The sequence below is a fragment of the Stappia sp. genome (genome assembly GCF_040110915.1).
GTDB lineage: Bacteria > Pseudomonadota > Alphaproteobacteria > Rhizobiales > Stappiaceae > Stappia.
Window position 1 is genome coordinate 408,203 of record NZ_CP157793.1, and the last position, 21,350, is coordinate 429,552.

19 protein-coding genes are annotated in these 21,350 nt (G+C 67.8%); 12 read left to right on the plus strand and 7 right to left on the minus strand.

Going from position 1 to position 21,350, the window contains the following annotated elements; all coding sequences use genetic code 11:
* Window positions 1-86: 86 nt before the first annotated feature.
* The 7 genes from ABL312_RS01845 (at window position 87) to ABL312_RS01875 (ending at window position 7,213) form a co-directional block, all read left to right on the plus strand.
* Window positions 87-731, plus strand: coding sequence for a DsbA family protein (locus ABL312_RS01845; RefSeq protein ID WP_349359675.1), 645 nt, complete (start codon window positions 87-89; stop codon window positions 729-731).
* Window positions 732-797: 66 nt separating this feature from the next.
* On the plus strand, window positions 798-4,259 hold the full coding sequence (gene smc, locus ABL312_RS01850; protein ID WP_349359676.1) for a chromosome segregation protein SMC: 3,462 nt from the start codon (window positions 798-800) through the stop codon (window positions 4,257-4,259).
* 210 nt (window positions 4,260-4,469) lie between these two features.
* Window positions 4,470-4,892, plus strand: a complete 423-nt coding sequence (locus ABL312_RS01855; RefSeq protein ID WP_349359677.1) for an AtpZ/AtpI family protein — start codon at window positions 4,470-4,472, stop codon at window positions 4,890-4,892.
* A 90-nt stretch (window positions 4,893-4,982) separates the two neighbouring features.
* Window positions 4,983-5,741, plus strand: coding sequence for a F0F1 ATP synthase subunit A (locus ABL312_RS01860; RefSeq protein ID WP_349359678.1), 759 nt, complete (start codon window positions 4,983-4,985; stop codon window positions 5,739-5,741).
* 79 nt (window positions 5,742-5,820) lie between these two features.
* On the plus strand, window positions 5,821-6,048 hold the full coding sequence (locus ABL312_RS01865; RefSeq protein WP_029060187.1) for a F0F1 ATP synthase subunit C: 228 nt from the start codon (window positions 5,821-5,823) through the stop codon (window positions 6,046-6,048).
* 123 nt (window positions 6,049-6,171) lie between these two features.
* Complete coding sequence (locus ABL312_RS01870; protein WP_349359679.1) at window positions 6,172-6,723, plus strand: F0F1 ATP synthase subunit B; 552 nt, start codon at window positions 6,172-6,174, stop codon at window positions 6,721-6,723.
* A gap of 10 nt (window positions 6,724-6,733) precedes the next feature.
* A complete protein-coding gene (locus tag ABL312_RS01875; protein WP_349359680.1) occupies window positions 6,734-7,213 on the plus strand; it encodes a F0F1 ATP synthase subunit B in 480 nt (159 codons plus the stop codon).
* A gap of 152 nt (window positions 7,214-7,365) precedes the next feature.
* Here the strand turns inward: ABL312_RS01875 and ABL312_RS01880 are convergent, their stop codons facing one another.
* From ABL312_RS01880 to ABL312_RS01895, 4 genes are all read right to left on the minus strand, one after another.
* Window positions 7,366-8,031, minus strand: a complete 666-nt coding sequence (locus ABL312_RS01880; protein ID WP_349359681.1) for a ribonuclease HII — start codon at window positions 8,029-8,031, stop codon at window positions 7,366-7,368.
* A 98-nt stretch (window positions 8,032-8,129) separates the two neighbouring features.
* Window positions 8,130-9,152 carry a PA0069 family radical SAM protein gene (locus ABL312_RS01885; RefSeq protein ID WP_349361319.1) on the minus strand — a complete coding sequence of 341 codons (1,023 nt, stop codon included), beginning with the start codon at window positions 9,150-9,152 and terminating at the stop codon, window positions 8,130-8,132.
* A 301-nt stretch (window positions 9,153-9,453) separates the two neighbouring features.
* Complete coding sequence (locus tag ABL312_RS01890) at window positions 9,454-9,684, minus strand: hypothetical protein (RefSeq protein WP_349359682.1); 231 nt, start codon at window positions 9,682-9,684, stop codon at window positions 9,454-9,456.
* A 311-nt stretch (window positions 9,685-9,995) separates the two neighbouring features.
* Window positions 9,996-10,979: an AraC family transcriptional regulator gene (locus ABL312_RS01895; RefSeq protein WP_349359683.1), complete on the minus strand. Its 984-nt coding sequence runs from the start codon at window positions 10,977-10,979 to the stop codon at window positions 9,996-9,998.
* A gap of 483 nt (window positions 10,980-11,462) precedes the next feature.
* Here ABL312_RS01895 and ABL312_RS01900 point away from each other — a divergent pair, with 483 nt between their 5' ends.
* Both ABL312_RS01900 and ABL312_RS01905 read left to right on the plus strand, forming a co-directional pair.
* Window positions 11,463-11,963 carry a cupin domain-containing protein gene (locus ABL312_RS01900; RefSeq protein WP_349359684.1) on the plus strand — a complete coding sequence of 167 codons (501 nt, stop codon included), beginning with the start codon at window positions 11,463-11,465 and terminating at the stop codon, window positions 11,961-11,963.
* Window positions 11,964-12,055: 92 nt separating this feature from the next.
* The gene (locus ABL312_RS01905) at window positions 12,056-13,612 is read left to right on the plus strand and encodes an FAD-dependent oxidoreductase (protein WP_349359685.1); all 1,557 of its coding nucleotides are present in this window, start codon (window positions 12,056-12,058) and stop codon (window positions 13,610-13,612) included.
* An 87-nt stretch (window positions 13,613-13,699) separates the two neighbouring features.
* Here the strand turns inward: ABL312_RS01905 and ABL312_RS01910 are convergent, their stop codons facing one another.
* A complete protein-coding gene (locus ABL312_RS01910) occupies window positions 13,700-14,668 on the minus strand; it encodes an MBL fold metallo-hydrolase (RefSeq protein ID WP_349359686.1) in 969 nt (322 codons plus the stop codon).
* A gap of 131 nt (window positions 14,669-14,799) precedes the next feature.
* Window positions 14,800-15,357, minus strand: coding sequence for a molybdenum cofactor biosynthesis protein B (moaB, locus tag ABL312_RS01915; RefSeq protein ID WP_349359687.1), 558 nt, complete (start codon window positions 15,355-15,357; stop codon window positions 14,800-14,802).
* A gap of 179 nt (window positions 15,358-15,536) precedes the next feature.
* Here moaB and ABL312_RS01920 point away from each other — a divergent pair, with 179 nt between their 5' ends.
* From ABL312_RS01920 to ABL312_RS01930, 3 genes are all read left to right on the plus strand, one after another.
* The gene (locus ABL312_RS01920; protein WP_349359688.1) at window positions 15,537-16,199 is read left to right on the plus strand and encodes a ceramidase domain-containing protein; all 663 of its coding nucleotides are present in this window, start codon (window positions 15,537-15,539) and stop codon (window positions 16,197-16,199) included.
* Window positions 16,200-16,287: 88 nt separating this feature from the next.
* The gene (locus ABL312_RS01925; protein WP_349359689.1) at window positions 16,288-18,603 is read left to right on the plus strand and encodes an NADP-dependent malic enzyme; all 2,316 of its coding nucleotides are present in this window, start codon (window positions 16,288-16,290) and stop codon (window positions 18,601-18,603) included.
* A 109-nt stretch (window positions 18,604-18,712) separates the two neighbouring features.
* Complete coding sequence (locus ABL312_RS01930) at window positions 18,713-19,270, plus strand: flavodoxin domain-containing protein (protein WP_349359690.1); 558 nt, start codon at window positions 18,713-18,715, stop codon at window positions 19,268-19,270.
* Between the two features lie 195 nt (window positions 19,271-19,465).
* On the opposite strand, the gene ABL312_RS01935 is transcribed toward ABL312_RS01930, so the two are convergent.
* Window positions 19,466-21,145, minus strand: a complete 1,680-nt coding sequence (locus ABL312_RS01935) for an electron transfer flavoprotein-ubiquinone oxidoreductase (protein ID WP_349359691.1) — start codon at window positions 21,143-21,145, stop codon at window positions 19,466-19,468.
* Window positions 21,146-21,350: the final 205 nt, after the last annotated feature.

Below are 21,350 nucleotides of genomic sequence, written 5' to 3' on the forward strand. Positions count from 1 at the left end.
ATTCGCGCCATATTCTGCGTGTCCGGTTGACCGGTGAGCGAAAGGCGATAAACACCCTTTCAGGGCCGCCACACAACCATGGGGACATGAACGTGAGTCTGAACCGTCGACAGTTTCTTCTTCACACGTCAGCGGGTCTCGCGCTTGCCGGAGCGAGCGTGTCCGCGCTGCCGGCCCGGGCGCAGACCTACGATGTCGAGGACCTCATGACGCCCGGCGTCCTGCCGGACAAGACGCAAGGCTCCGCCGACGCGCCTGTGAAGGTTGTGGAATACGCGTCGATGACCTGCGGGCATTGCGCCAATTTCCACGTCCGCACTTATCCGCATCTGAAGTCGGAATACATCGACACCGGCAAGGTCTTCTACGTGTTCCGGGAATACCCGCTCGATCCGGTTGCATCGGCCGCCTCCATGCTCGCGCGCTGCGTCCCGGAGGAGAAGTACTTCGACGTGATCGATCTCATGTTCGCCGAGCAGCGGACCTGGGCCTTCACGCAAAATCCGTATGACTCCCTGTTGAAATTCGCCCGGCAGATCGGCTTTACACAGGAAAGCTTCGAGGCCTGTTTGACGAATCAGGAACTCCTTGACGGACTCGAGGCCTCGCGCGATCGCGCCAGCACGCAGTATGGTGTGACCGGAACGCCGACAATCTTCTTCAACGGCGTCAAGACGAGCGGAGCGCTGACGGTTGAACAACTGGACGAGGCCATCGCAGAGCATCTGTAACCGCGCGCCGGTCCCTCGGGCGCGGGCATGCAGGCGCGTGTGCGCGCCCGGAACGGTCCGCGCCCGATGAAGTTCACCAAGCTCCGCGTCCTCGGCTTCAAGTCGTTCGTCGAACCGATGGATTTCGTCATCGGCGACGGGCTGACGGGCGTGGTCGGCCCCAACGGCTGCGGCAAGTCGAACCTTGTCGAGGCGTTGCGCTGGGTGATGGGGGAGAACTCCTACAAGAGCATGCGCGCGTCCGGCATGGACGACGTGATCTTCTCCGGCAGCCTGAACCGTCCGGCCCGCAACACGGCCGAGGTGACGCTCTTCCTCGACAATTCCGACCGCACCGCGCCGTCCGGCTTCAACGACGCCGATGCGCTCGAGGTCACGCGCCGCATCGAGCGCGAGGGCGGCTCGAACTACAAGATCAACTCAAGGGACGTGCGCGCGCGCGACGTGCAGCTGCTGTTCGCCGACGCCTCCACCGGCGCGCGCTCGCCGGCGCTCGTGCGTCAGGGCCAGATCGGGGAGCTGATCGCCGCCAAGCCGACGTCACGCCGTCAGATCCTGGAAGAGGCCGCCGGCATTTCCGGCCTGCATTCGCGCCGTCACGAGGCGGAACTGCGGCTGCGCGCGGCGGAGCAGAATCTCGAGCGGCTGGAGGACGTGCTCGGTCAGATCGACGGCCAGCTCGACAGTCTCAAGCGTCAGGCCCGTCAGGCGACCCGCTTCCGCAATCTCTCCTCCGAGATCCGCGCCACCGAGGCGGCGCTCTATTATCTGCGCTGGCGGGACTGCCGCGACCGGCTGGCGGAGGCGGAACGCGAGTTCGCCGAGGCCGAATCGGGCGCCGGCGAGGTCGCGCATGTGCAGGCCGAGGCCGCCAAGGCGCAGGCGATCGCCGCGCATAAGGTGCCCCAGGCGCGCGACGCGGCGGCCAGCGCGGGCGCCGCACTCCAGCGGCTCGTGCTCGCGCGCAACGAGCTCGACGGCTCGGAGGCGCGCGTGCGCGAACGCCTGTCGGATCTCTCCGCCCGGCTGCAGCAGCTCCATCAGGACATCGCGCGCGAGGAAGCGCTGCTCGGTGAGAACGACGAGCATCTCGCCGAGCTGACGGCGGAAGAAGAGGAACTGCGCGCCGAGGCGATGGCGGAAGACGACCAGCGCGCGGATGTCGCCCTGCGCGTGGAGGCCGCCGAAAGCCGGGTGGTCGACATCGAGGAGCGGCTGGCGATTCTCACCGAGGAGCAGGCCTCCGCGGCCGCGCGCCGGCGCCAGTTGACCGAGACCCAGGCGAGCGCGCGGACCCGTGTCGACCGGCTGACCGCGCAGCACGACGAGCGCGCCGCGCAACTGGCCGCGCTCGAGGCCGAACTGGAAACCGCTCCGGACCTGGAGGCCGGACGCGAGGCGCAACTGGTGGCCGACGAGGCGCTTGCCGCCGGCGAGGAGGCCGCGCTCGACGCGGAGGAGCGCACCGGCGCCGCCCGCGCCGCGCTGGAGGCGGCCCGCGCGCCGCTGTCGGAGGCGCAGGCGCAGGTCTCGCGTCTGGAAACCGAGGCCCGCACGCTTGCCGATATCCTGGCGGAAGGGCAGGCGGGCGACTGGCCGGCGGTCGTCGAGGCGATGACGGCGGAGCCCGGCTACGAGACCGCGCTCGGCGCCGCGCTCGGCGAGGATCTGGACGCGCCGGTGGGCGGCGCGGCGCCGATGCGCTGGGCCGAAGCCGGCTCCGAGACCGCCGGCGATCCGGCGCTGCCCGAGGGGGTCGCGCCGCTGGCGCGCTTCGTGTCGGCGCCGGCCGCGCTCGCCCGGCGGCTGGCCCAGATCGGCGTGGTGGACGCCGAGCCCGCCGCGCGACTTCAGCCGCATCTGAAACCGGGGCAGCGCCTCGTTGCCCGCGACGGCGGCCTGTGGCGCTGGGACGGTTTCACTGTATCGGCGGATGCGCCGACGGCGGCCGCGCAGCGTCTGGCGCGCAAGAACCGGCTGGTCGCGCTGGAGGAGGAGATCGCCGAGGCGCAGGCGCGCCGAGATGTGGCCGCCGAGGCGGTCGCAATGGCCGAGGGCGATCTGGCCGAGGCCGGCGAAACGGAACGCGCGGCCCGTCAGCGCATCAAGGATCTGCGCGCGGCGGCCGAAGCGGCGCGTCAGACGGTGGTGCGGTTGGAGCGTGCCCACGCGGAGGCCGATGCCCGCCGGGTCGGGCTGGTCGAGACCTGCGCGCGGCTCGCCGCCGATCTGGAAGAGGCGCGCGCCGCCTTCGCGCAGGCCGATGCGGATCTGGCGGCGCTTCCCGACGACGACGGCGTCCAGCATGAGCTCGAAACCGTCCGCGCCCAGGCGGCGGATGCACGCGCGGCCCTGGCGCGCGAGCGCGCGGCCGCCGACAGCCTGCAGCGCGAGGCCGACATGCGCCGTCGGCGGATGGACGCCATCGCGCGCGAACGGGCGAACTGGAGCCAGCGCACCGCCGGCGCCCGGCAGCAGATCGAGACCCTGCGCGAGCGCATGGCGCAGGCCGAGGACGAGCGCGCGGAGCTGCTGGAAGCGCCCGACGAGATCGAGCGCAAGCGCCGCGAGCTGATGAGCGAGATCTCCAGGGCCGAGGAGCGGCGCCGCGAGGCCGACGATGCGCTGGCGCGCGCGGAAAGCGACCAGCGCGAGGCGGACCGCGCCGCGCAGGAGGCGCTGGCCGCGCTCTCCTCCGTGCGCGAACGCCGCATCCGGGCCGAGGAACGTCTCGCCGCCGCCAAGGGGCGCAAGAGCGAGGTCGAGGCGCTGATCGACGAGGCACTGGAGGTCTCCGTCGCAGCCCTTCCGGAGCTGGCCGGGCTGAAGGAGGGGGCGCCGCTGCCCGACCCGGATGCGCTGGAGCGCCGTCTCGACCGGTTGAAGGGCGAGCGCGAACGGCTCGGCGGGGTCAATCTGCGCGCCGACCAGGAACTGGCGGAAATCGAGGAACAGCGCGGCACGCTGATCACCGACCGTGACGACCTGATCGAGGCGATCAAGCGCCTGCGCGGCGGCATCTCGAACATCAACCGCGAGGCGCGCGAGCGCCTGCTGACCGCCTTCGACATCGTCAACGGCCATTTCCAGCGTCTGTTCACCCATCTGTTCGGCGGCGGCACGGCGGAACTCCAGCTGGTCGACGCCGAGGACCCGCTCGACGCCGGGCTGGAGATCATCGCCCGCCCGCCGGGCAAGAAGCCGCAGACCATGACGCTTCTGTCGGGCGGCGAGCAGGCGCTGACCGCCATGGCGCTGATCTTCGCGGTGTTCCTGACCAACCCGGCACCGATCTGCGTGCTCGACGAGGTGGACGCGCCGCTCGACGACGCCAATGTGGAGCGCTACTGCGACCTGCTCGACGAGATGACGCGGTCCACCGAAACCCGCTTCGTCGTGATCACGCACAACCCGATCACCATGGCGCGCATGAACCGTCTGTTCGGCGTGACGATGGCCGAACGCGGCGTGTCGCAGCTGGTTTCCGTGGATCTGGAGACGGCGGAGCGATTCCGCGAGGCCGTGTAGCGCCGCTGCCATGCAGCATTCCGGCCTCGGCAATTGGTGGAAGACCTCTTGCCGGCTTCTCTCGTGGCGATAATAAATCATATATATCAGATAGTTATGTTGTTTCGGCCTGTTCTTGACAGGGCCGGGGGTGCCGACTATGGTGCGCCCGGCTTCCAAGGGCACGCGGGCTTTTTTCCGGTGCGCGACACGAGAAGGGGACGGGTTCGAATGTCTCCGGACGAGAGCGACGACGGCGACAGGGATCGCAGGCTCACGGAAGCGGAATTGTCCGAGCGAAGAGACCGGCTGGTTCGATCGCTCGAGGACAGGGCGCCCAAGGTCGAGGATCCCAGGGCTGCCGCGTCTTCGGGCGCCGGACACGGGTTCGCGCAGGCCATGAAGCTGTCGACGGAATTCGTCGCGGGCGTTGTGGTCGGAGCGGGGATCGGCTGGCTGATCGACAGAGGATTGGGAACGAGTCCCTGGGGCTTGATCGTCTTCCTTCTGTTGGGCTTTTGTGCGGGCGTCCTGAATGTGCTGCGATCCGCCGGCGTCGTGGCCGAGCCTGACAGGCGGGCACAGGATGACGCGACGCATGACCGGACGCCGGGCAGCGGGACTGACCGGACGCCGGGCAATGAGACGAAGTGACCGGACGCCGGGCGGCCGGACGACAAGAACGTGAACCAGATTTCCAGGCGCGTGCGCGCCGCAAGCGACCGCTAAAGAGGGGCCGACCCGGTGGCGAACGATCCGATCTCGCAATTTCAGATCAAATCCCTTGTTCCGATCGAGGTCGGAGGTCTCGACCTTTCCTTCACCAACTCCTCGCTGTTCATGGTCGCGACGACCGCGGCCGTGGCCGCGTTCCTGATCCTGTCGACGAACGGGCGCGGGCTGGTGCCGGGGCGCTGGCAGTCGATGGCGGAGCTCAGCTACGAGTTCGTCGCCAACACCTTGCGAAGCTCGGCCGGCAATGAGGGCATGCGCTTCTTCCCGCTGGTGTTCTCGCTCTTCATGTTCGTGTTGATCGCCAACCTGTTCGGCATGTTCCCCTATTTCTTCACCGTCACCAGCCACATCATCGTCACCTTCATGCTGGCGCTGCTGGTGATCGGGACCGTCACGGTCTATGGCTTCGCCAAGCATGGCGCGAAGTTCCTGCATCTCTTCGCGCCTTCCGGCGTGCCGCCGGTGATGTACATCCTGGTGACGCCGATCGAGGTCATCTCGTTCCTGTCGCGCCCGGTCAGCCTGTCGGTGCGTCTGTTCGCCAACATGCTCGCCGGCCACATCACGCTGAAGGTGTTCGCCGGCTTCGTGGTGTCGCTTCTGGCGGCGGAAGGGCTCGGGGTCTTCGGGCCGCTGCTCTCGATCCTGCCGCTGATCATGACCATCGCCATCACGGCGCTGGAGTTCCTGGTGTCCTTCCTCCAGGCCTATGTTTTCACGGTTCTGACTTGCATGTACCTCAACGATGCGCTGCATCCGAGCCACTAGAAGTCAGTCTGGTCTGGCTCCGCACTGATGCGCGGAGCCGCCCTTTCGTCGCTGCAATCTCACTCAAGGAGCAAGTGTCATGGAAGCTGAAGCAGCAAAGTACATCGGTGCCGGTCTCGCCTGTCTCGGCATGGGCGGTGCCGCCCTCGGCCTCGGCAACATCTTCGGCAACTACCTGTCGGGCGCGCTGCGCAACCCGTCCGCCGCCGACGGCCAGTTCGGCCGCCTCATCCTCGGCTTCGCCGTGACCGAGGCGCTCGGCATTTTCTCGCTTCTCGTCGCGCTCCTCCTGCTCTTCGCCGTCTAAGGCACGACAGAGCGTCAGCGACGCGGGCTATCTGACCGGGCGCATTCGAGGCATTCGAGGATGCGCCCGGTCGGCGCTTCGCGACCTTCGTGAAGCCGAAAGACTGCGGCATTGGAGAGAGTCATGGCCACCACGAGTGCCGAAACCCAAACCGGAACCGTCGTCCCCGCCGACGCGCAGGGCTCGGCCGGCTTCCCGCCGTTCGACGGCTCCACCTACGCCTCCCAGATCCTCTGGCTCGCGATCACCTTCGGCCTGCTCTACTGGATCATGGCCAAGGTCGCCCTGCCGCGCATCAGCGGGATCCTCGAGGATCGCCGCGACCGGATCGCCGGCGATATCGCCGAGGCGAACCGTCTGAACGAAGAGAGCAACGCCGCGATCGCCGCCTACGAGCAGGCGCTGGCCGAGGCCCGGGCGAACGCCCACAAGATCGCTCAGGAAACGCGCGACAAGCTGAAGGCCGACGTCGAGCGCCGCCGCGCGGCGACCGAGAAGGATCTGGCCGAAAAGCTGTCCGCCGCGGAATCCCGGATCCGGGACATCAAGGCGGCCGCGATGGAAAACGTCGGCGAGATCGCCACGGACACCACCTCCGCGCTGGTCGAGCAATTGATCGGCAAGGCGCCGACGAAGACGGAACTGTCCAAGGCCGTCGACGGCGCGATGAAGTGAGGACCGCGTGATGGATTCTTCTGCATGGGCCCTCATTGGCCTCATTCTCTTTCTTGCCCTGCTCGCCTATCTCAAGGTGCCGGGCATGGTCGGCTCCGGGCTCGACAAGCGCGCCGACGGCATCCGCAAGGAACTCGATGACGCGCGCAGGCTGCGCGAGGAAGCCCAGTCGCTGCTGGCCGAATACCAGCGCCGTCGTCAGGAGGCCGAGGAAGAGGCCGCCGGCATCGTCGCGGAGGCCAAGCGCGAGGCGGATCGCCTGACCGAGGAGGCCAATGCCGCCCTTGAGGAAATGATCGCGCGCCGCACGGAAGCCGCCGAGCGCAAGATCGCCCAGGCCGAGGGCCAGGCCATCGCCGAGGTGCGCGGACGCGCCGCCGACATCGCGATCCTGGCGGCCGAGCATATTCTGGCCGGCAAGGTGTCGGGGAAGCCGGGCGAGGAGCTTCTCGCCAAGAGCATCGAGGAAGTGAAGGCGCGGCTCAACTGAGGCTCCCGCCGATCCTGTCCGTCATGTTTTCGCGAAACGGCCCTTCGGGGCCGTTTTTGCGTTTGGGCCGTGCTGCGGCGACTGGCGCGGCCTCGGGCGGGCGGATCCGCAATGAATGAGTCGGCGCGCAGCGACCGCCGTGGCGCGTCCGGTCAGCGGCTGCCGTCCCGTTTGGAGACGGCTGCGACGGGGCGAAAACTTCGGCGATGCAGCGGGCAGGGGCCGTACTCGGAGAGCCCGGTGGCATGCGCGGCGGTACCGTAGCCCTTGTGTCCGGCGAAGCCATAGGCGGGCCAGACACGACCCATGCGCGCCATCAGGCGGTCCCGGGTCACCTTGGCGACGATCGAGGCGGCGGCAATGCACAGCAGCCGGCCGTCGCCCTTGATGGCCGACTGGCCCGGGCAGGGCAGGCCCGGCGGCACGTCCCGCCCGTCGATCAGACAAGCGGCCGGCGCCATGTCGAGTGCGGCGGCGGCCTTGCTCATCGCGGCCAGCGTGGCGGCGCGGATATTCAGCCGGTCGATGGTCGCGGGGGCCGCGAAGGCAACACCGACGTGTGCCCGGCCGAGGATCTCCTCGTAGAGACGCTCGCGCGTGGCCGCGCTCAGGGTCTTGGAATCGCCGAGCCCCTGGGGAAGATCGTCGTAATCGAGGATGACGGCCGCGCAGGCGACCGGACCCGCCCAGGGGCCGCGCCCGGCCTCGTCGATGCCGGCGAGGCAATGGCCGAAGCGCGACGCCAGTCCGCGCTCGACGCCTGGATCGAGGCGGGCGGGGAGGTCGAGCGACAGGGCGGTCTTAAGCGCGAAGTCCATGGCACAATGCTTACAGCGACCGGCGCGCGCGGCAATGTGCGGGGCCGCGGCCCCCGTCACTTGTCCACCGCCGTCGGCACGCCACGGCGCGCGTGCCGTCAGAAGAGCTGCAATTGCACCCCGCCTGCGGACGGCGGGGCAAACAGATCCGTGGCGAGCGGTCTTCGGCGCGTATTGAGCCCGAGCCGCCGGCAGGCGAGCGAGAAGCGCTGCGCGAGCTGGCGGGCATAGGGGCCCTCGCCGCGCATGCGCTTGCCCCATTGCGCGTCATAGTCCTTTCCTCCGCGCATGGAGCGCACGAGGCTCATCACATGGCGGAAGCTGTCCGGACGGTTGCGCAGCAGCCAGTCGCGAAACAGCGGACTGACCTCGATCGGCAGGCGCAGCAATATATAGCCGGCCTCGGCCGCGCCATGCTCCTGCGCCGCGTCCAGAATGCGTTCCATCTCCGAATCGGTCAGCGCCGGAATCACGGGCGCGACCATCACGGAGGTCGGGATCCCCGCCTCCGACAACGCCCGGATTGCGGAGAGCCGGCGGGTGGGCGTCGCGGCACGTGGCTCCATGGAGCGGGCGAGCTTGCGATCGAGCGTGGTGACGGAGAGCGCCACCTTGACGAGACCGCGCTCGGCCATCGGGGCCAGAAGATCGAGATCACGCAGGATCAGAGCGGATTTGGTGACGATGCCGACCGGATGGCTGCAGCGGTCGAGCACCTCCAGGATCTCGCGCATGATGCGGCGCTCGCGTTCGACCGGCTGATAGGGGTCGGTGTTGGTGCCGATGGCGATGGTGCGCGGCTTGTACCCCGGTTTCGCCAGTTCGCGCTCCAGCAGTTCGGCCGCATTCGGCTTGACGGTGAGTTTCGTCTCGAAATCGATGCCCGGAGAGAGCCCGACATAGGCATGGCTGGGACGGGCGAAACAATAGATGCAGCCGTGTTCGCAGCCGCGATAGGGATTGATCGACCGGTCGAAGGAGATATCCGGCGATTCGTTGCGGGTGATGATCGTGCGCGCCCGCTCTTCGTGCACCTCGGTCTTGAGCGGCGGCAGATCCTCCAGCGTCGCCCAGCCGTCGTCGAAGGCCTGCGAGCTTTCGCGCTCGAAGCGCCCGGCCATGTTGAGCCCGGCGGCACGACCCCGGGCGCGGGCCACGAGACTGTCTCCGGGCTGCCCGGAGACAGTCGGCCCGGCGCCGGTCTCGTCGGCGGGGGGCTGGTCCCGGGACACGGAGAGGGGATCGGGGATCGGGGCGGCTGACACGGGCGCGGTCCTTGTCCTGTCGGTCACAGGAAAGGAACATAACAGGAACAATCGGCGCGAGGAAGTCCTGTTGATCTGCGCCGGCGCGTTTGTCCGAACGCAAGAGGCCACCCCGGTGCGACACCGGGGTGGCCTTTATGTGAAAGGAGGACGAGGATCAGCCGTCCGTCTCGGTCGCGGCCGTGAATTCCTCCTCCGACAGCGTGCCGTTGGCATCCGCATCGGCTTCGGCGAAGGCCGCCATCGTCATGTCGGGCATGGCCGCCGTGACTTCGGCGTAGGTCAGCTCACCGTTCTGGTCGGCATCCAGCTCCGCGAAGCTCGCAGCTTGCGCCGCCGCGGCAGTCGCAAAGGACAGGGCGGCGATGGTTGCGATGGTCTTCTTCATGGATCTAGCCTCCGTTCTTCATTCTGGATGACGGCGCTCCGGACGTCCGGGTGAAGCCGTCAGCGAACGACCTCCTGCCGTCCACGAGAAACAAGATCGTTTCCGATGGTGGTTGCTAAATGAAAATCGAAGGGAAATATCATGAAGAGATAATGGCGCTCCAAAGACGTGTCAAAATATAGAAAATAAACGCATTAAAATGTGTCGATCGAAGTATCGCGCAAAACGTATTTATTTTAGAATATAATGGGGCTTATGAGGCGAATTAATTTCGCCATATTTTTTTAAGGTTACGATGGGGAAGATGATATTTATCTTCCGCGCCTGAGTGTATCGCTCGGACGCTCTCCGTAGGCGGAGCGATAGGCGCTGGCGGCACGTCCCAGATGCGTGAAGCCGGACGCGTAGATCAGATCGGTGACACTGTCGTCGCCGACGCCGCCGAGCAGGCGTTCGCGCAGCAGGGCCAGGCGGCGGGCCTGAATGGCCTCGGTCAGCGTCTCGCCGCGATGGCGCTTGAAGGCGGACTGAAGCGCGCGCAGCGAGCATCCGCAGTGACGGGCGAGCGCGGCGTGGTCGATGGCGTCGTCGATATGGGCGTCGATGTAGTCGAGCGCATCGGCGATGCGGCGCGGCTCGCCCCGGGTGGTGTCGGGCAGGCGAAACAGGGCGGCGCGCCGGTCGTTGTCGTGGGTCCACAGCAGCGAGTGCGCGACCGCCTGGGCGATCTGCTGCAATGCGGCCTGGCGCTGCGGCGCGTCGTCCTCGGCCAGCCGGGCGAGATGCGCCACCTGCATCGCGATGGTGCGCCCGGGTTCCGTGTCCAGTTTCAGCGTCGGCGCGAAGACGATTTCCTCCACCGGCGCGTCCAGATAGGCGGCCATGGCCTGTTCCAGCGGGCTGCGGTCGAGCATCAGGATCAACTGGCCGCAGGAGGCCCGCCATTTCATGATCGTCGGCCGGGTGGGCGACAGGAGCGAGGCGGCGCGTCCGGGCCGCGTCTGGCTGATGTCGCTGCCGCAGGCGATGTCCGCGCCGCCCCGCACCGGGATCTGCAGGAGAAAGAATTTCTCCAGGCAGCCGGGGTCGATCTCCACGTCCCCGCCATAGGCGACATAATTGATGGACCCGCCGGGAAAGCGGCGGCTGTTGTGAACGGCGGAAAAGGTCTGGGCACGGTCGAGCGGCTTCAGCCGGTGCGCGCAGAAGATCCGCCCGACTTCCTCCTCGGCCCGGGCAACCTCCCGGGTCGCGACCTTGACATGGGCGGCAAGCGGCAGACGTGCGCCCGTCATCCGTGCCCTCCGGCTAGAGCAATTTCAGCAAAAGTTGGAGACTTTTGCGCTCGTGAAATTGCGTGAAAACAAAGTTACAGAGCATTTCGAATGCGTCAGCGTTCACGGGAAATGCTCTGGTGTGCTGCGGCTTTGCGCCAGGCTCTCTCTGGAGTATGCGCCCGGGCGTGCCGGTGCGCGGGGTGTTCGCGCGGGTCGTTCGCCGACCCTTGTCATATCCTACGAGACTAACACGCGCCGATGGCCGCGTCATGCTGCGCCGCAACGCAGGCGCCCGGGGGCGTCCTTCCGGCGCGCCGGCTTCGCTGGATGGATAATCGCGTCGCCCAGCGGATAGACCCGGTTCGCTCACCTGCGCTTTGCTCGACGTCTCAGAGGACATCCGGCGCCGCCGAAGAGCGGCATCTCCAAAAGGGCCGGATGAGAGGAGACAGTCGCCGCGCGCCATGCGGCCCACGCGGCGGCGCAATCGGGAGTGAGACAATGAAGACGTCCGTCGCCAACATGGTTCAGGTGAACACCGACCCGGGCATCACGGCCGCCGGCACGGGGCTGGACGAGGTGGAATGGAACATCCTCGGCCACACCTACTGGATGAAGTCGGAGGGCGAGGCCTGCTTCTGTTTCGAAACGCTGGACCCGCCGGGCACCTTCGTGCCGCCGCACATCCACCCCACGCAGGATGAGTTCATCTATGTGCTGGAAGGTCGCTTCGACCTCTATCTCGACGGTCAGCACCATCAGGCCAATGCGGGCGACCTGGTGCGCATGCCGATGGGCATTCCGCACGGCTATTACAATCTGACCGACAAGCCGACGCGCGGTCTGTTCTGGGTGAGCCCGGCGCGGCGTCTGCGCGAGCTGTTCGACAATCTCCACAATCTCGGCGACCCGGAAGAGGTCGTGCGCCAGTCCGCCCTGCGCGAGGTGCAGTTCCTCAAGCCGGAGGAGATGGCCTTCGACCCGCTCTCCCTGAAGGGCTGACGCGCACGGGCCGGACCTTGCGTCGCGGCCCAGTTCGTCCGGCGGTCCCGCGCCGCGGGGCCGGCCGTTTTCCGTTTCGTCAGGAGACAGTCATGGTCAAGCGCAAGCGCGTCTGCGTCATCGGCGCCGGCGTCAGCGGACTTGCGTCCGCCAACGCCTTCAAGGCCCGGGGGCATGAGGTTACCGTCTACGAACGCGGCGCCGATCTCGGCGGCGTGTGGGAGCCGTCGCGCTCCTACCCCGGCATCAAGACCCAAAGCCCGAAGGATCTCTATCGCTATTCCGGCATGGCGATGCCGGACGACTATCCCGAATGGCCCTCCGGCCGGCAGGTCTACGAGTATCTGTGGAGTTTCGCGGAAAAGAACGAGCTGCTGCCGCTGATCCGCTTCTCCCACACCGTCCGCCATATCGACCGGCGCGCCGAGGGCGGCTGGCGGGTGAAGGTGGAAGGGACCGGCGGGCAGAGCGACACCGTCGCCTTCGATTTCGTCGTGGTCGCCAGCGGCACCTTCACCGACAAGAACGTCCTCACCCACCGGGGCCAGCAGGCCTTCGAGGCGGCCGGCGGCACGGTGATGCATTCGTGCGAATACACCGACCCGGCGATGATCCGAGACAAGAATGTCGTCGTGCTCGGCTTCTCCAAGTCCGCGACGGATGTGGCGGTCAACGCGGTGAAGGAGGGCGCGCGCTCGGTCACCATGGTCTACCTGGAGCCGGTCTGGCGCATTCCCTACCATTTCGCCGGGCTGATCAACTTCAAGCGCATTCTTTATTGCCGGGCGTCGGAGGCGATGTTCCTGCCCTGGGGGGCGGGCGGCATCGGACGGGCCGCGCGGGCGCTCGCCAAACCGCTGATCTGGGCGAACTGGCGGGCTCTGGAAGCGCTGCTCACCATGCAGCACGGCCTGAAGAAACTGGGCCTCAGGCCCGAGAAGCCCATCGAGACGACGATTTCCTGCGGTCTGCCGATCGCGACCGAAGGCTTCTTCGATCTCGTCAAGGCGGGCCGGATCCGGACGATCCAGGGCACCTTCGACCACTACGAGGACGGCCAGGTGGTGCTGACCGGCGGCGAGAAACTGCCCCTCGACGTGGCGATCCAGGCGACCGGCTGGAAGCTCGGCGTGCCTTATCTCGATGAGGCCGCGCGCGCCGCGCTGCTGGAGGACGACGGGCAATACCGGCTCTATCGGCTGATCGTCAATCCGGACCTGCCGGATCTCGGGTTCGTCGGCTTCAATTCGTCCTTCGCGACCGTGCTGACCAGCGACATGGCGGCGCAATGGCTGGTGCGCTATGCCGACGGCAAGCTGGCCCGCCAGCCGACGCACAAGACCATGCGCGAGTGGATCGCCGCGCATCTGGCGTGGCGGCGCAAGGACCGTCCGGCGGCCAAGGTCTATGGTGGGCTGTGTTCGGCGCCCTTCCACTTCCACCATCTCGACGAACTGCTCGCCGACATGGGGGCGCGCAAGCGGCGCAGGGCCAATCCGCTCGCCGAGGCCTTCCTGCCCCCGGATGCGGACGCCTATGCCGCCTATCTCGCGAGCGTTCCGGAGTATCGCGTGGACGGGACCGGGACGCGGGCCGTCCGTCCCGACGCCCCTGCGCCGGCCGCGACCGGGCAGCCGGTCGGGGCGTGAGGCGGCGCGGCCTCATCTGCTGAAAAAAAAACGCCCCGGGCCCTGCGGTCAGGGGCGGTCTCTCGCAAGAGCGGAGAGCGGGCGGCGTCAGACCGAGAACTGGTAGGACGCCGGCAGCCAGCGGTAGCCGCCGCCGCGCGTGTCGATGTAGCCGATGGCGGGGAAGGGCATGTGATAGCCCGTCACCGCGATCTTGTCCGCCGACACCATGTCGAACACGCGCTTGCGGGTCGCCGCCGCCTTCTCCTTGTCCATGTCGAAGCGCACGTGCCAGTCGGGACGCTGGATCGAGGCGACGAAATGGTTTGCGACGTCGCCCCACACAAGGAGCTGCGCGCCGTCGCTCTCGATCAGATAGGACATATGGCCCGGCGTATGGCCGGAGGTGTCCATGCCGGTGATGCCGGAGACCACATCGGCGCCGTCGCCGATGAAGGTCATTTTCTCCGCAAGCGGCGTGACGTTCGACTGCACCAGCCGCGCGACCCGCTCGGTCGGCCCGGAGAGCTTGTCCTCGCCCGACCAGAAGTCGTATTCCGCCTGGCCGGTCACGTAGCGGGCATTGGGGAAGGTCGGCGCGCCATCCGTCATCAGCCCGCCGATGTGGTCCGGGTGCATATGCGTGATGACCACGACGTCGATCTGGTCGGGCGTGTAGCCGGCGGCCTGAAGCTGCGTGGTGAGCGTGCCCGCGTCGCCGCCGAGACCGGCGTCGAACAGCACCAGCTCCGAACCGGTGTTGACCACGACCGGCGTGAACACGAACTCGGTGCGCGCCGGCGGCAGGAAGTTTTCCTCCATCAGCGCGGCGACGGCCTCCGCCTCCTGGTTCTCGCCGAAGATCGGATGCGGGCCGTCGGAGGCGCGCTGGCCGTCGAGCACGGTCGTAACCTCGAAGCTGCCGAGCATGATGCGCCGGTGGCGGGCGGCGCTCGCGCCCATCATCGGCGCGGCGGCGGAGGCGGTGAGCGTCTGCGACAGAAGCGCGGGCGCGGCCAGAGTGGCGCCGGCGGCGCCGGCCAGCAGGCCGCGACGGCTGAAGGAAACATGCGTCATGTCGAAAAGGTCCTCCCGGGTCGGGTTGCGACGAAGGTCACCGCGACACTTAGCCTCGCTTGCCGAAACGGAAAGCGGCGTTCACGAAGCCGTGAACGTCCGTCATCCGCGCGCCCTCGGGACCGCGCCGCTCACGCGCCCTGCAGTTTGCCGCGCTTCAGGTGTTCGTCGAGGCGCGGCAGGATCTCCACGAAGTTGCACGGCATGTGGCGGTAATCGAGCTGCCACTTGAGGATACCGTCCCAGGCGTCCTTGCAGGCGCCCGGCGAGCCGGGCAGCACGAAGAGATAGGTGGCGTTCGCAACCCCGCCGGTGGCCCGCGACTGGATCGTCGAGGTTCCGATCTTGTCGTAGGAAATCCGGTGGAAGACCTCCGAGAAGCCGTCCATGCGCTTTTCGAACAGCGGCTCGATGGCTTCCGGCGTGACGTCGCGGCCGGTGAAGCCGGTGCCGCCGGTGGAGATCACCACGTCGACGTCGGGGCTGTCGATCCAGCGCTTGACCACGGCGCGGATCGCGTCCACGTCGTCGGTGGCGATGGTCCGGTCGGCGAGGCGATGCCCGGCTTCCGTCAGGCGGGCGACCAGCGTGTTTCCGGACTTGTCGTCCTCCGGCGTGCGCGTGTCGGAGACGGTGAGAACCGCGATGCGGAGCGGAATGAAGGGGCGACTGTCATCGATCCGATGCATGAGCATGCGTGTCCTTGATGCGTGCGGGCATTATGACCGGCCTGGCGCGCGAGAGCCGGGCGCCGCAGACTGCGCCGGTGTCGAGGTGACAATAGGATGGGTGCAGGCGCCTGACCAGAGCGCGGCCCGTGCCGGCGCGCGCGCCGGGAAGCGCGGAGCGCGCCGGCCAAGACGAGGAGATGGCGATGGACTGGACAGCGGCGGTCGACGCCTATTGCGAGCGGGTGGGGCCGCATTTCTGGGCCGAGCCGGTGAATGCCATCACCAATGCCGCGTTCCTGATCGCGGCGCTCGCGGCGGCCAGGGACTGGCGCGCGCGAGGCACGGGCGGTCTTGCCGTGCCGGTGCTGATCGCGCTGGTCGCGCTGGTCGGCATCGGATCCTTCCTGTTCCACACCTTCGCGACCCGCTGGGCGGGCCTGGCCGACGTGCTGCCGATCGTCGCCTTCATTTATCTCTATTTCTTCTTCGCCATGCGGACCATCCTGCGGCTCGGCATCTGGGCGTCGCTCGGCGTCACGGCGGGTTTCTTCGGCGCAAGCGCTCTGATTGCCCCGCTGGCGTCCGATCTGATCGGCTCTTCCGGCGGTTATGCGCCGGCGGCGCTCGCGATCTTCGCGGTGGCCGTGGCGGCGCGCTGGCGCGCCCCCGCCCTTGCCGCGCCGCTTGCCGTGGTGGGCGCGGTCTTCCTGGTTTCCCTCGCGTTCAGGACGGGTGATATCCTCCTGTGCCCGACTTTCCCTTTGGGCACGCATTTCGTATGGCATTGCCTGAACGCGCTGGTCCTGTACCTGCTGATTCGCGCCCTGCTGCGCGCCGCGCCGGCAGCGACGGGCGCCTGAGCGGCCCGCACCGCCACTGCCTCTCCACCGTCGCGCGCCCGGCGCGCGGCGCCGTCCGATGACCCGCCAAGCCCGTGAGTGGATCCCCATGACCGACAAGCCGACCGCCACCCCGCCCGAAAGCGATCTGGACGAGGCCGCGCTGTTCTTCCATCGCTATCCGCGCCCCGGCAAGCTCGAGATCCTGGCGACCAAGCCGCTCGGCAACCAGCGCGATCTGGCGCTGGCCTATTCGCCTGGCGTCGCCGCGCCCTGCATGGAGATCGCCCGCGATCCGGCGCTCGCCGCCGATTACACCGCGCGCGGCAATCTGGTCGCGGTGATCTCCAACGGCACGGCGGTGCTGGGGCTGGGCGCCATCGGGCCGCTCGCCTCCAAGCCGGTGATGGAGGGCAAGGCGGTCCTTTTCAAGAAATTCGCAGGGATCGACGTCTTCGACATCGAGGTCGACGAGCTCGACGTCGACCGCTTCGTCGATGCGGTCGCGGTGCTGGAACCCACCTTCGGCGGCATCAATCTGGAGGACATCAAGGCGCCGGAATGCTTCATGATCGAGCGCGCTCTGCGCGAGCGGATGAACATCCCCGTCTTCCACGACGACCAGCACGGCACGGCGATCATCGTGGCGGCCGCCGTGACCAACGCGCTGGAACTGGCCGGCAAGGACATCGCCGAGGCGAAGATCGTTGCCTCGGGTGCCGGCGCGGCAGCCCTTGCCTGTCTCAACCTGCTGGTCTCGCTCGGCGCGCGCCGCGAGAACATCATCGTCACCGACATCGAGGGCGTCGTCTACGAGGGCCGCGAGGCGCTCATGGACGAGTGGAAGGCGGCCTTCGCGCAAAAGACCGAGGCGCGCACGCTCGCCGAGGTGATCCCCGGCGCGGATGTCTTTCTCGGCCTGTCGGCGGCCGGCGTGCTGAAGCCGGAGATGGTCGCCGCCATGGCGCCGAACCCGTTGATCCTGGCGCTCGCCAACCCCAGGCCGGAGATCATGCCGGAGGTGGCGCTGGCCGTGCGCGACGACGTGATGATGTGCACCGGGCGCTCGGACTTTCCCAACCAGGTGAACAACGTCCTGTGCTTTCCCTACATCTTCCGCGGCGCGCTCGACGTCGGCGCGACGACGATCAACGAGGAGATGAAGCTCGCCGCCGTCAAGGCGATCGCGGCGCTTGCGCGCGAGGAGCCGTCGGAGGTCGCCGCACGCGCCTACGGCGGGGTCAGCGAGACCTTCGGCGCCAAGTATCTCATTCCCTCGCCCTTCGACCAGCGGCTGATCCTGCGCATCGCGCCGGCGGTGGCGCGCGCGGCGATGGAGACCGGCGTCGCGGCCCGGCCGATCGAGGATTTCGACGCCTATGCCGACCGGCTCAACCGCTTCGTCTTCCGCTCGGGCCTGATCATGAAGCCGGTGATCCAGGCGGCGCGCGACAGCGACACGCGCATCATCTATTCCGACGGCGAGGACGAGCGCGTGCTGCGCGCCGCGCAGGTGCTGATCGAGGATGCGCTGGCGCGCCCGATCCTGATCGGCCGTCCCTCCGTCATCGAGGCGCGCTGCGCCCGTTTCGGCCTCAAGATCCGCCCCGGCGTCGATTTCGAATGCACCAATCCGGAGGACGATCCGCGCTACCGCGACTATGTCGACACGCTGTTCTCGCTGGTCGGCCGGCGCGGCGTGACGCCGGAGGCCGCGCGCACCATGGTGCGCTCCAGCACCACGGTGATCGGGGCGCTGGCGCTGCATCGCGGCGAGGCGGACGCGCTGATCTGCGGGCTCGAGGGGCGCTACTCCCGTCACCTCGCGGACGTGCGCAACATCATCGGCACCGCGCCGAACGTGGAGGATTTCTCCGCGCTGTCGCTGCTGATCAACTCCGGCGGCGCGACCTTCTTCACCGACACCTATGTCACCATCGATCCGAGCGCGGAGGAAATCGCCGGCACGACGATGCTCGCGGCGGAGGAAATCCGCCGCTTCGGCATCACGCCGCGCGCGGCGCTGCTCTCCGCCTCGAACTTCGGCTCCCGCGACATGGCCTCGGCCGCCAAGATGCGCGCCGCGCTGGAGATCCTGCGCGAGCGCGCGCCGGATCTCGAGGTCGATGGCGAGATGCACGGCGACAGCGCCCTGTCGGTGGCCATGCGCAACCGCGTGATGCCCGCCTCGCGGCTGGAGGGCGAGGCCAATCTGCTGGTCTTCCCCAACCTCGATGCGGCGAACATCGCGCTCAACCTGGTGAAGGTGATGACCGACAGCCTGCATGTCGGCCCGATCCTGCTCGGGACGGCAAAGCCGGTGCACATTCTCACGCCCTCGGTGACCTCGCGCGGCGTGGTGAACATGTCGGCCTTCGCCGCCGTGGAGGCGCGCACCAGGAGTGGAACCGCGATCGCCGGCTGATTAGCCGGCTTTCGCCCAAACTCTTTGACACCTGTCATGGAAGCGTCGTTGAATCCCTGCACACTATGCGTGTGGCAGGGCGTTTGGCGGGCGCATTCGGACGAGGGTCATGGCGCATTTTCTGGTGGTCTACGCAACGACGGAAGGGCAGACGCGCAAGATCGCGGAGCGCGTGCGCGCCCGGCTGGCCGCGGCCGGCCACCAGACGACGCTGGTCGACGCGCGCGCCGCCGTCTCCCAGGAACTGGGCACCTTCGATGCGGCCGTGCTCGCCGCCTCGCTGCATGTCGGCCAGCATCAGAAGGAGATCGTCCAGTTCATCCGCAACCACCGCGCCCGGCTGGAGCGGGTGCCGACGGCCTTCGTGTCGGTCAGCCTGTCGGCCTCCTCCACCGAGGCGAAGGATCTCGACGGCGCCTGGGCGGCCGTCGACGAGATGTTCGAGGAGCTCGACTGGGAGGCGACGCGGGTGCATCTGGCCGCCGGCGCGGTGCACGACCGTCAGCTCGGCTTCCTCAAGCGCTGGATGATCCACCGCATCCTGCGCGAGAAGGGCGTCGAGATGGACCCCTCCGGCGACATGGAATTCACCGACTGGCTGGCGCTCGACCTCTTCCTCGACACCTTCCTGGCGCACTGCGTGACGCCGGGGCGCGCCATCGCCTGACATCGACACGGGTCGGCAGCGGTCCAAACCGACGGTCACCGAGACCCGGGAAAGCCGATCCTGAAACGACGCGGCCACGAAGGCAGACGGTCCCACGCAAAGCGGCGGGCCGCCGTGTCGCGGGCCCGCCGTTTCCTGAGTTCCTCTCGATCACATGCCTGCGCTCGGCGCGCCGTCGACGGGCGCCGGCCTGCGTCACATGTTCGGGTAGTTCGGACCGCCGGCGCCTTCCGGCACCGTCCAGGTGATGTTGCCGTTCGGGTCCTTGATGTCGCAGGTCTTGCAGTGCACGCAGTTCTGCGCGTTGATCTGGAAGCGCGGGGCATCCTCGCCTTCCTCGACCCATTCGTAGACGCCGGCCGGGCAGTAGCGGTTGGAGGGGCCTGCATAGACGTCGTGTTCCGACGCCTTCTGCAGGTCGAGATCCGCCACCTTGAGGTGGATCGGCTGATCCTCCTCGTGGTTGGTGTTCGACAGGAACACCGAGGACAGCTTGTCGAAGGAGACCTCGCCGTCCGGCTTGGGATAGGCGATGGGCGTGTGCTTGTCCGCCGGCTCCAGGCTGTCCGCGTCGCTCTTGCCGTGCTTCATCGTGCCGAAGAAGGACACCCCGAAAAGCTCGTTGGTCCACATGTCGAGCCCGCCGAGCGCGATGCCGAGCACGGTGCCGAAGCGCGACCACAACGGCTTGACGTTGCGCACCTTCTTCAGGTCCGCGCCGATCTCGCTCTCGCGCCAGGCGGCGTCGAAGCCGGTGAGCTCGGTGTTCGCCTCGCCGCGCTTGAGCGCGTCCATGACCTGTTCGGCGGCGAGCATGCCCGACAGCATCGCGTTGTGCGAGCCCTTGATGCGCGGCACGTTGACGAAGCCGGCCGAGCAGCCGATCAGCAGGCCGCCGGGGAAGGAGAGCTTCGGCACGGACTGGAAGCCGCCCTCGGTGATGGCGCGCGCGCCGTAGGAGATGCGCTTGCCGCCCTCGAAGGTCTCGCGGATCGCCGGATGCGTCTTGAACCGCTGGAATTCGTCGAAGGGCGAGAGATAGGGGTTCTTGTAGTTGAGGTGCAGCACGAAGCCGACCGCGACCTGATTGTCCTCCAGGTGGTAGAGGAACGAGCCGCCGCCGGTCTTGTTGTCGAGCGGCCAGCCGAAGGAGTGCTGGACCAGGCCGGGCCGGTGCTTGGACGGATTGACCTGCCACAGCTCCTTGATGCCGATGCCGAATTTCGGCACGTCGCTGTCGGCGTCGAGATCGAATTTCGCGATCAGCTCCTTGGCGAGCGACCCGCGCACGCCTTCGCCGATCAGCACGTATTTGCCGCGCAGCTCCATGCCGCGGGTGAAATTCGCGTTGGGCTTGCCGTCGCGGCCCACGCCCATGTCGCCGGTGGCGACGCCGACCACGCGGCCCGCGTCGTCATAGAGCACTTCGGCGGCCGCGAAGCCCGGATAGACCTCGACGCCGAGCGCCTCCGCCTTTTCCGCCAGCCAGCGGCACACGTTGCCGAGAGAGACGATGTAATTGCCGTGGTTGTTCATGAGCCTGGGCATGAACAGATTGGGCAGGCGGATCGAGCCGGCCGGCCCCAGCACCAGGAAATGGTCGGCGGTCACCGGCGTCTTGAAGGGCGTGTCCGCCTCCTCGCGCCAGCCCGGCAGCAGCTTGTCGACGCCGATCGGATCGACCACCGCGCCCGACAGAATATGCGCGCCGACTTCCGACCCCTTTTCCAGCACGACGACGGACAACTCCTCGCCGGCCTCATTGGCCATCTGCTTCAGCCGGATCGCGGCCGACAGTCCCGCGGGGCCCGCCCCGACGATGACCACGTCGAAATCCATGCTCTCGCGTTCCGGAAGCGCGTCCGCCTCGCTCATCTGTCTCTCCCCGCACTGTGCCCTGTCCACTATGCCTGCCTGTTTAGTGCAGTGCGAAAGACGCCGCAATGGCGTTCCGGTGGCAAGACGTCGATATTGCCGTTTACGTAAGGTGAGAGTTTTGCCGCGCGACCGACGTGCCAGGGCGGGCGTGGCGTTGCGCGCGGGCACGGGATGCGGCACAACGAGAGGCATGGATCCGCGC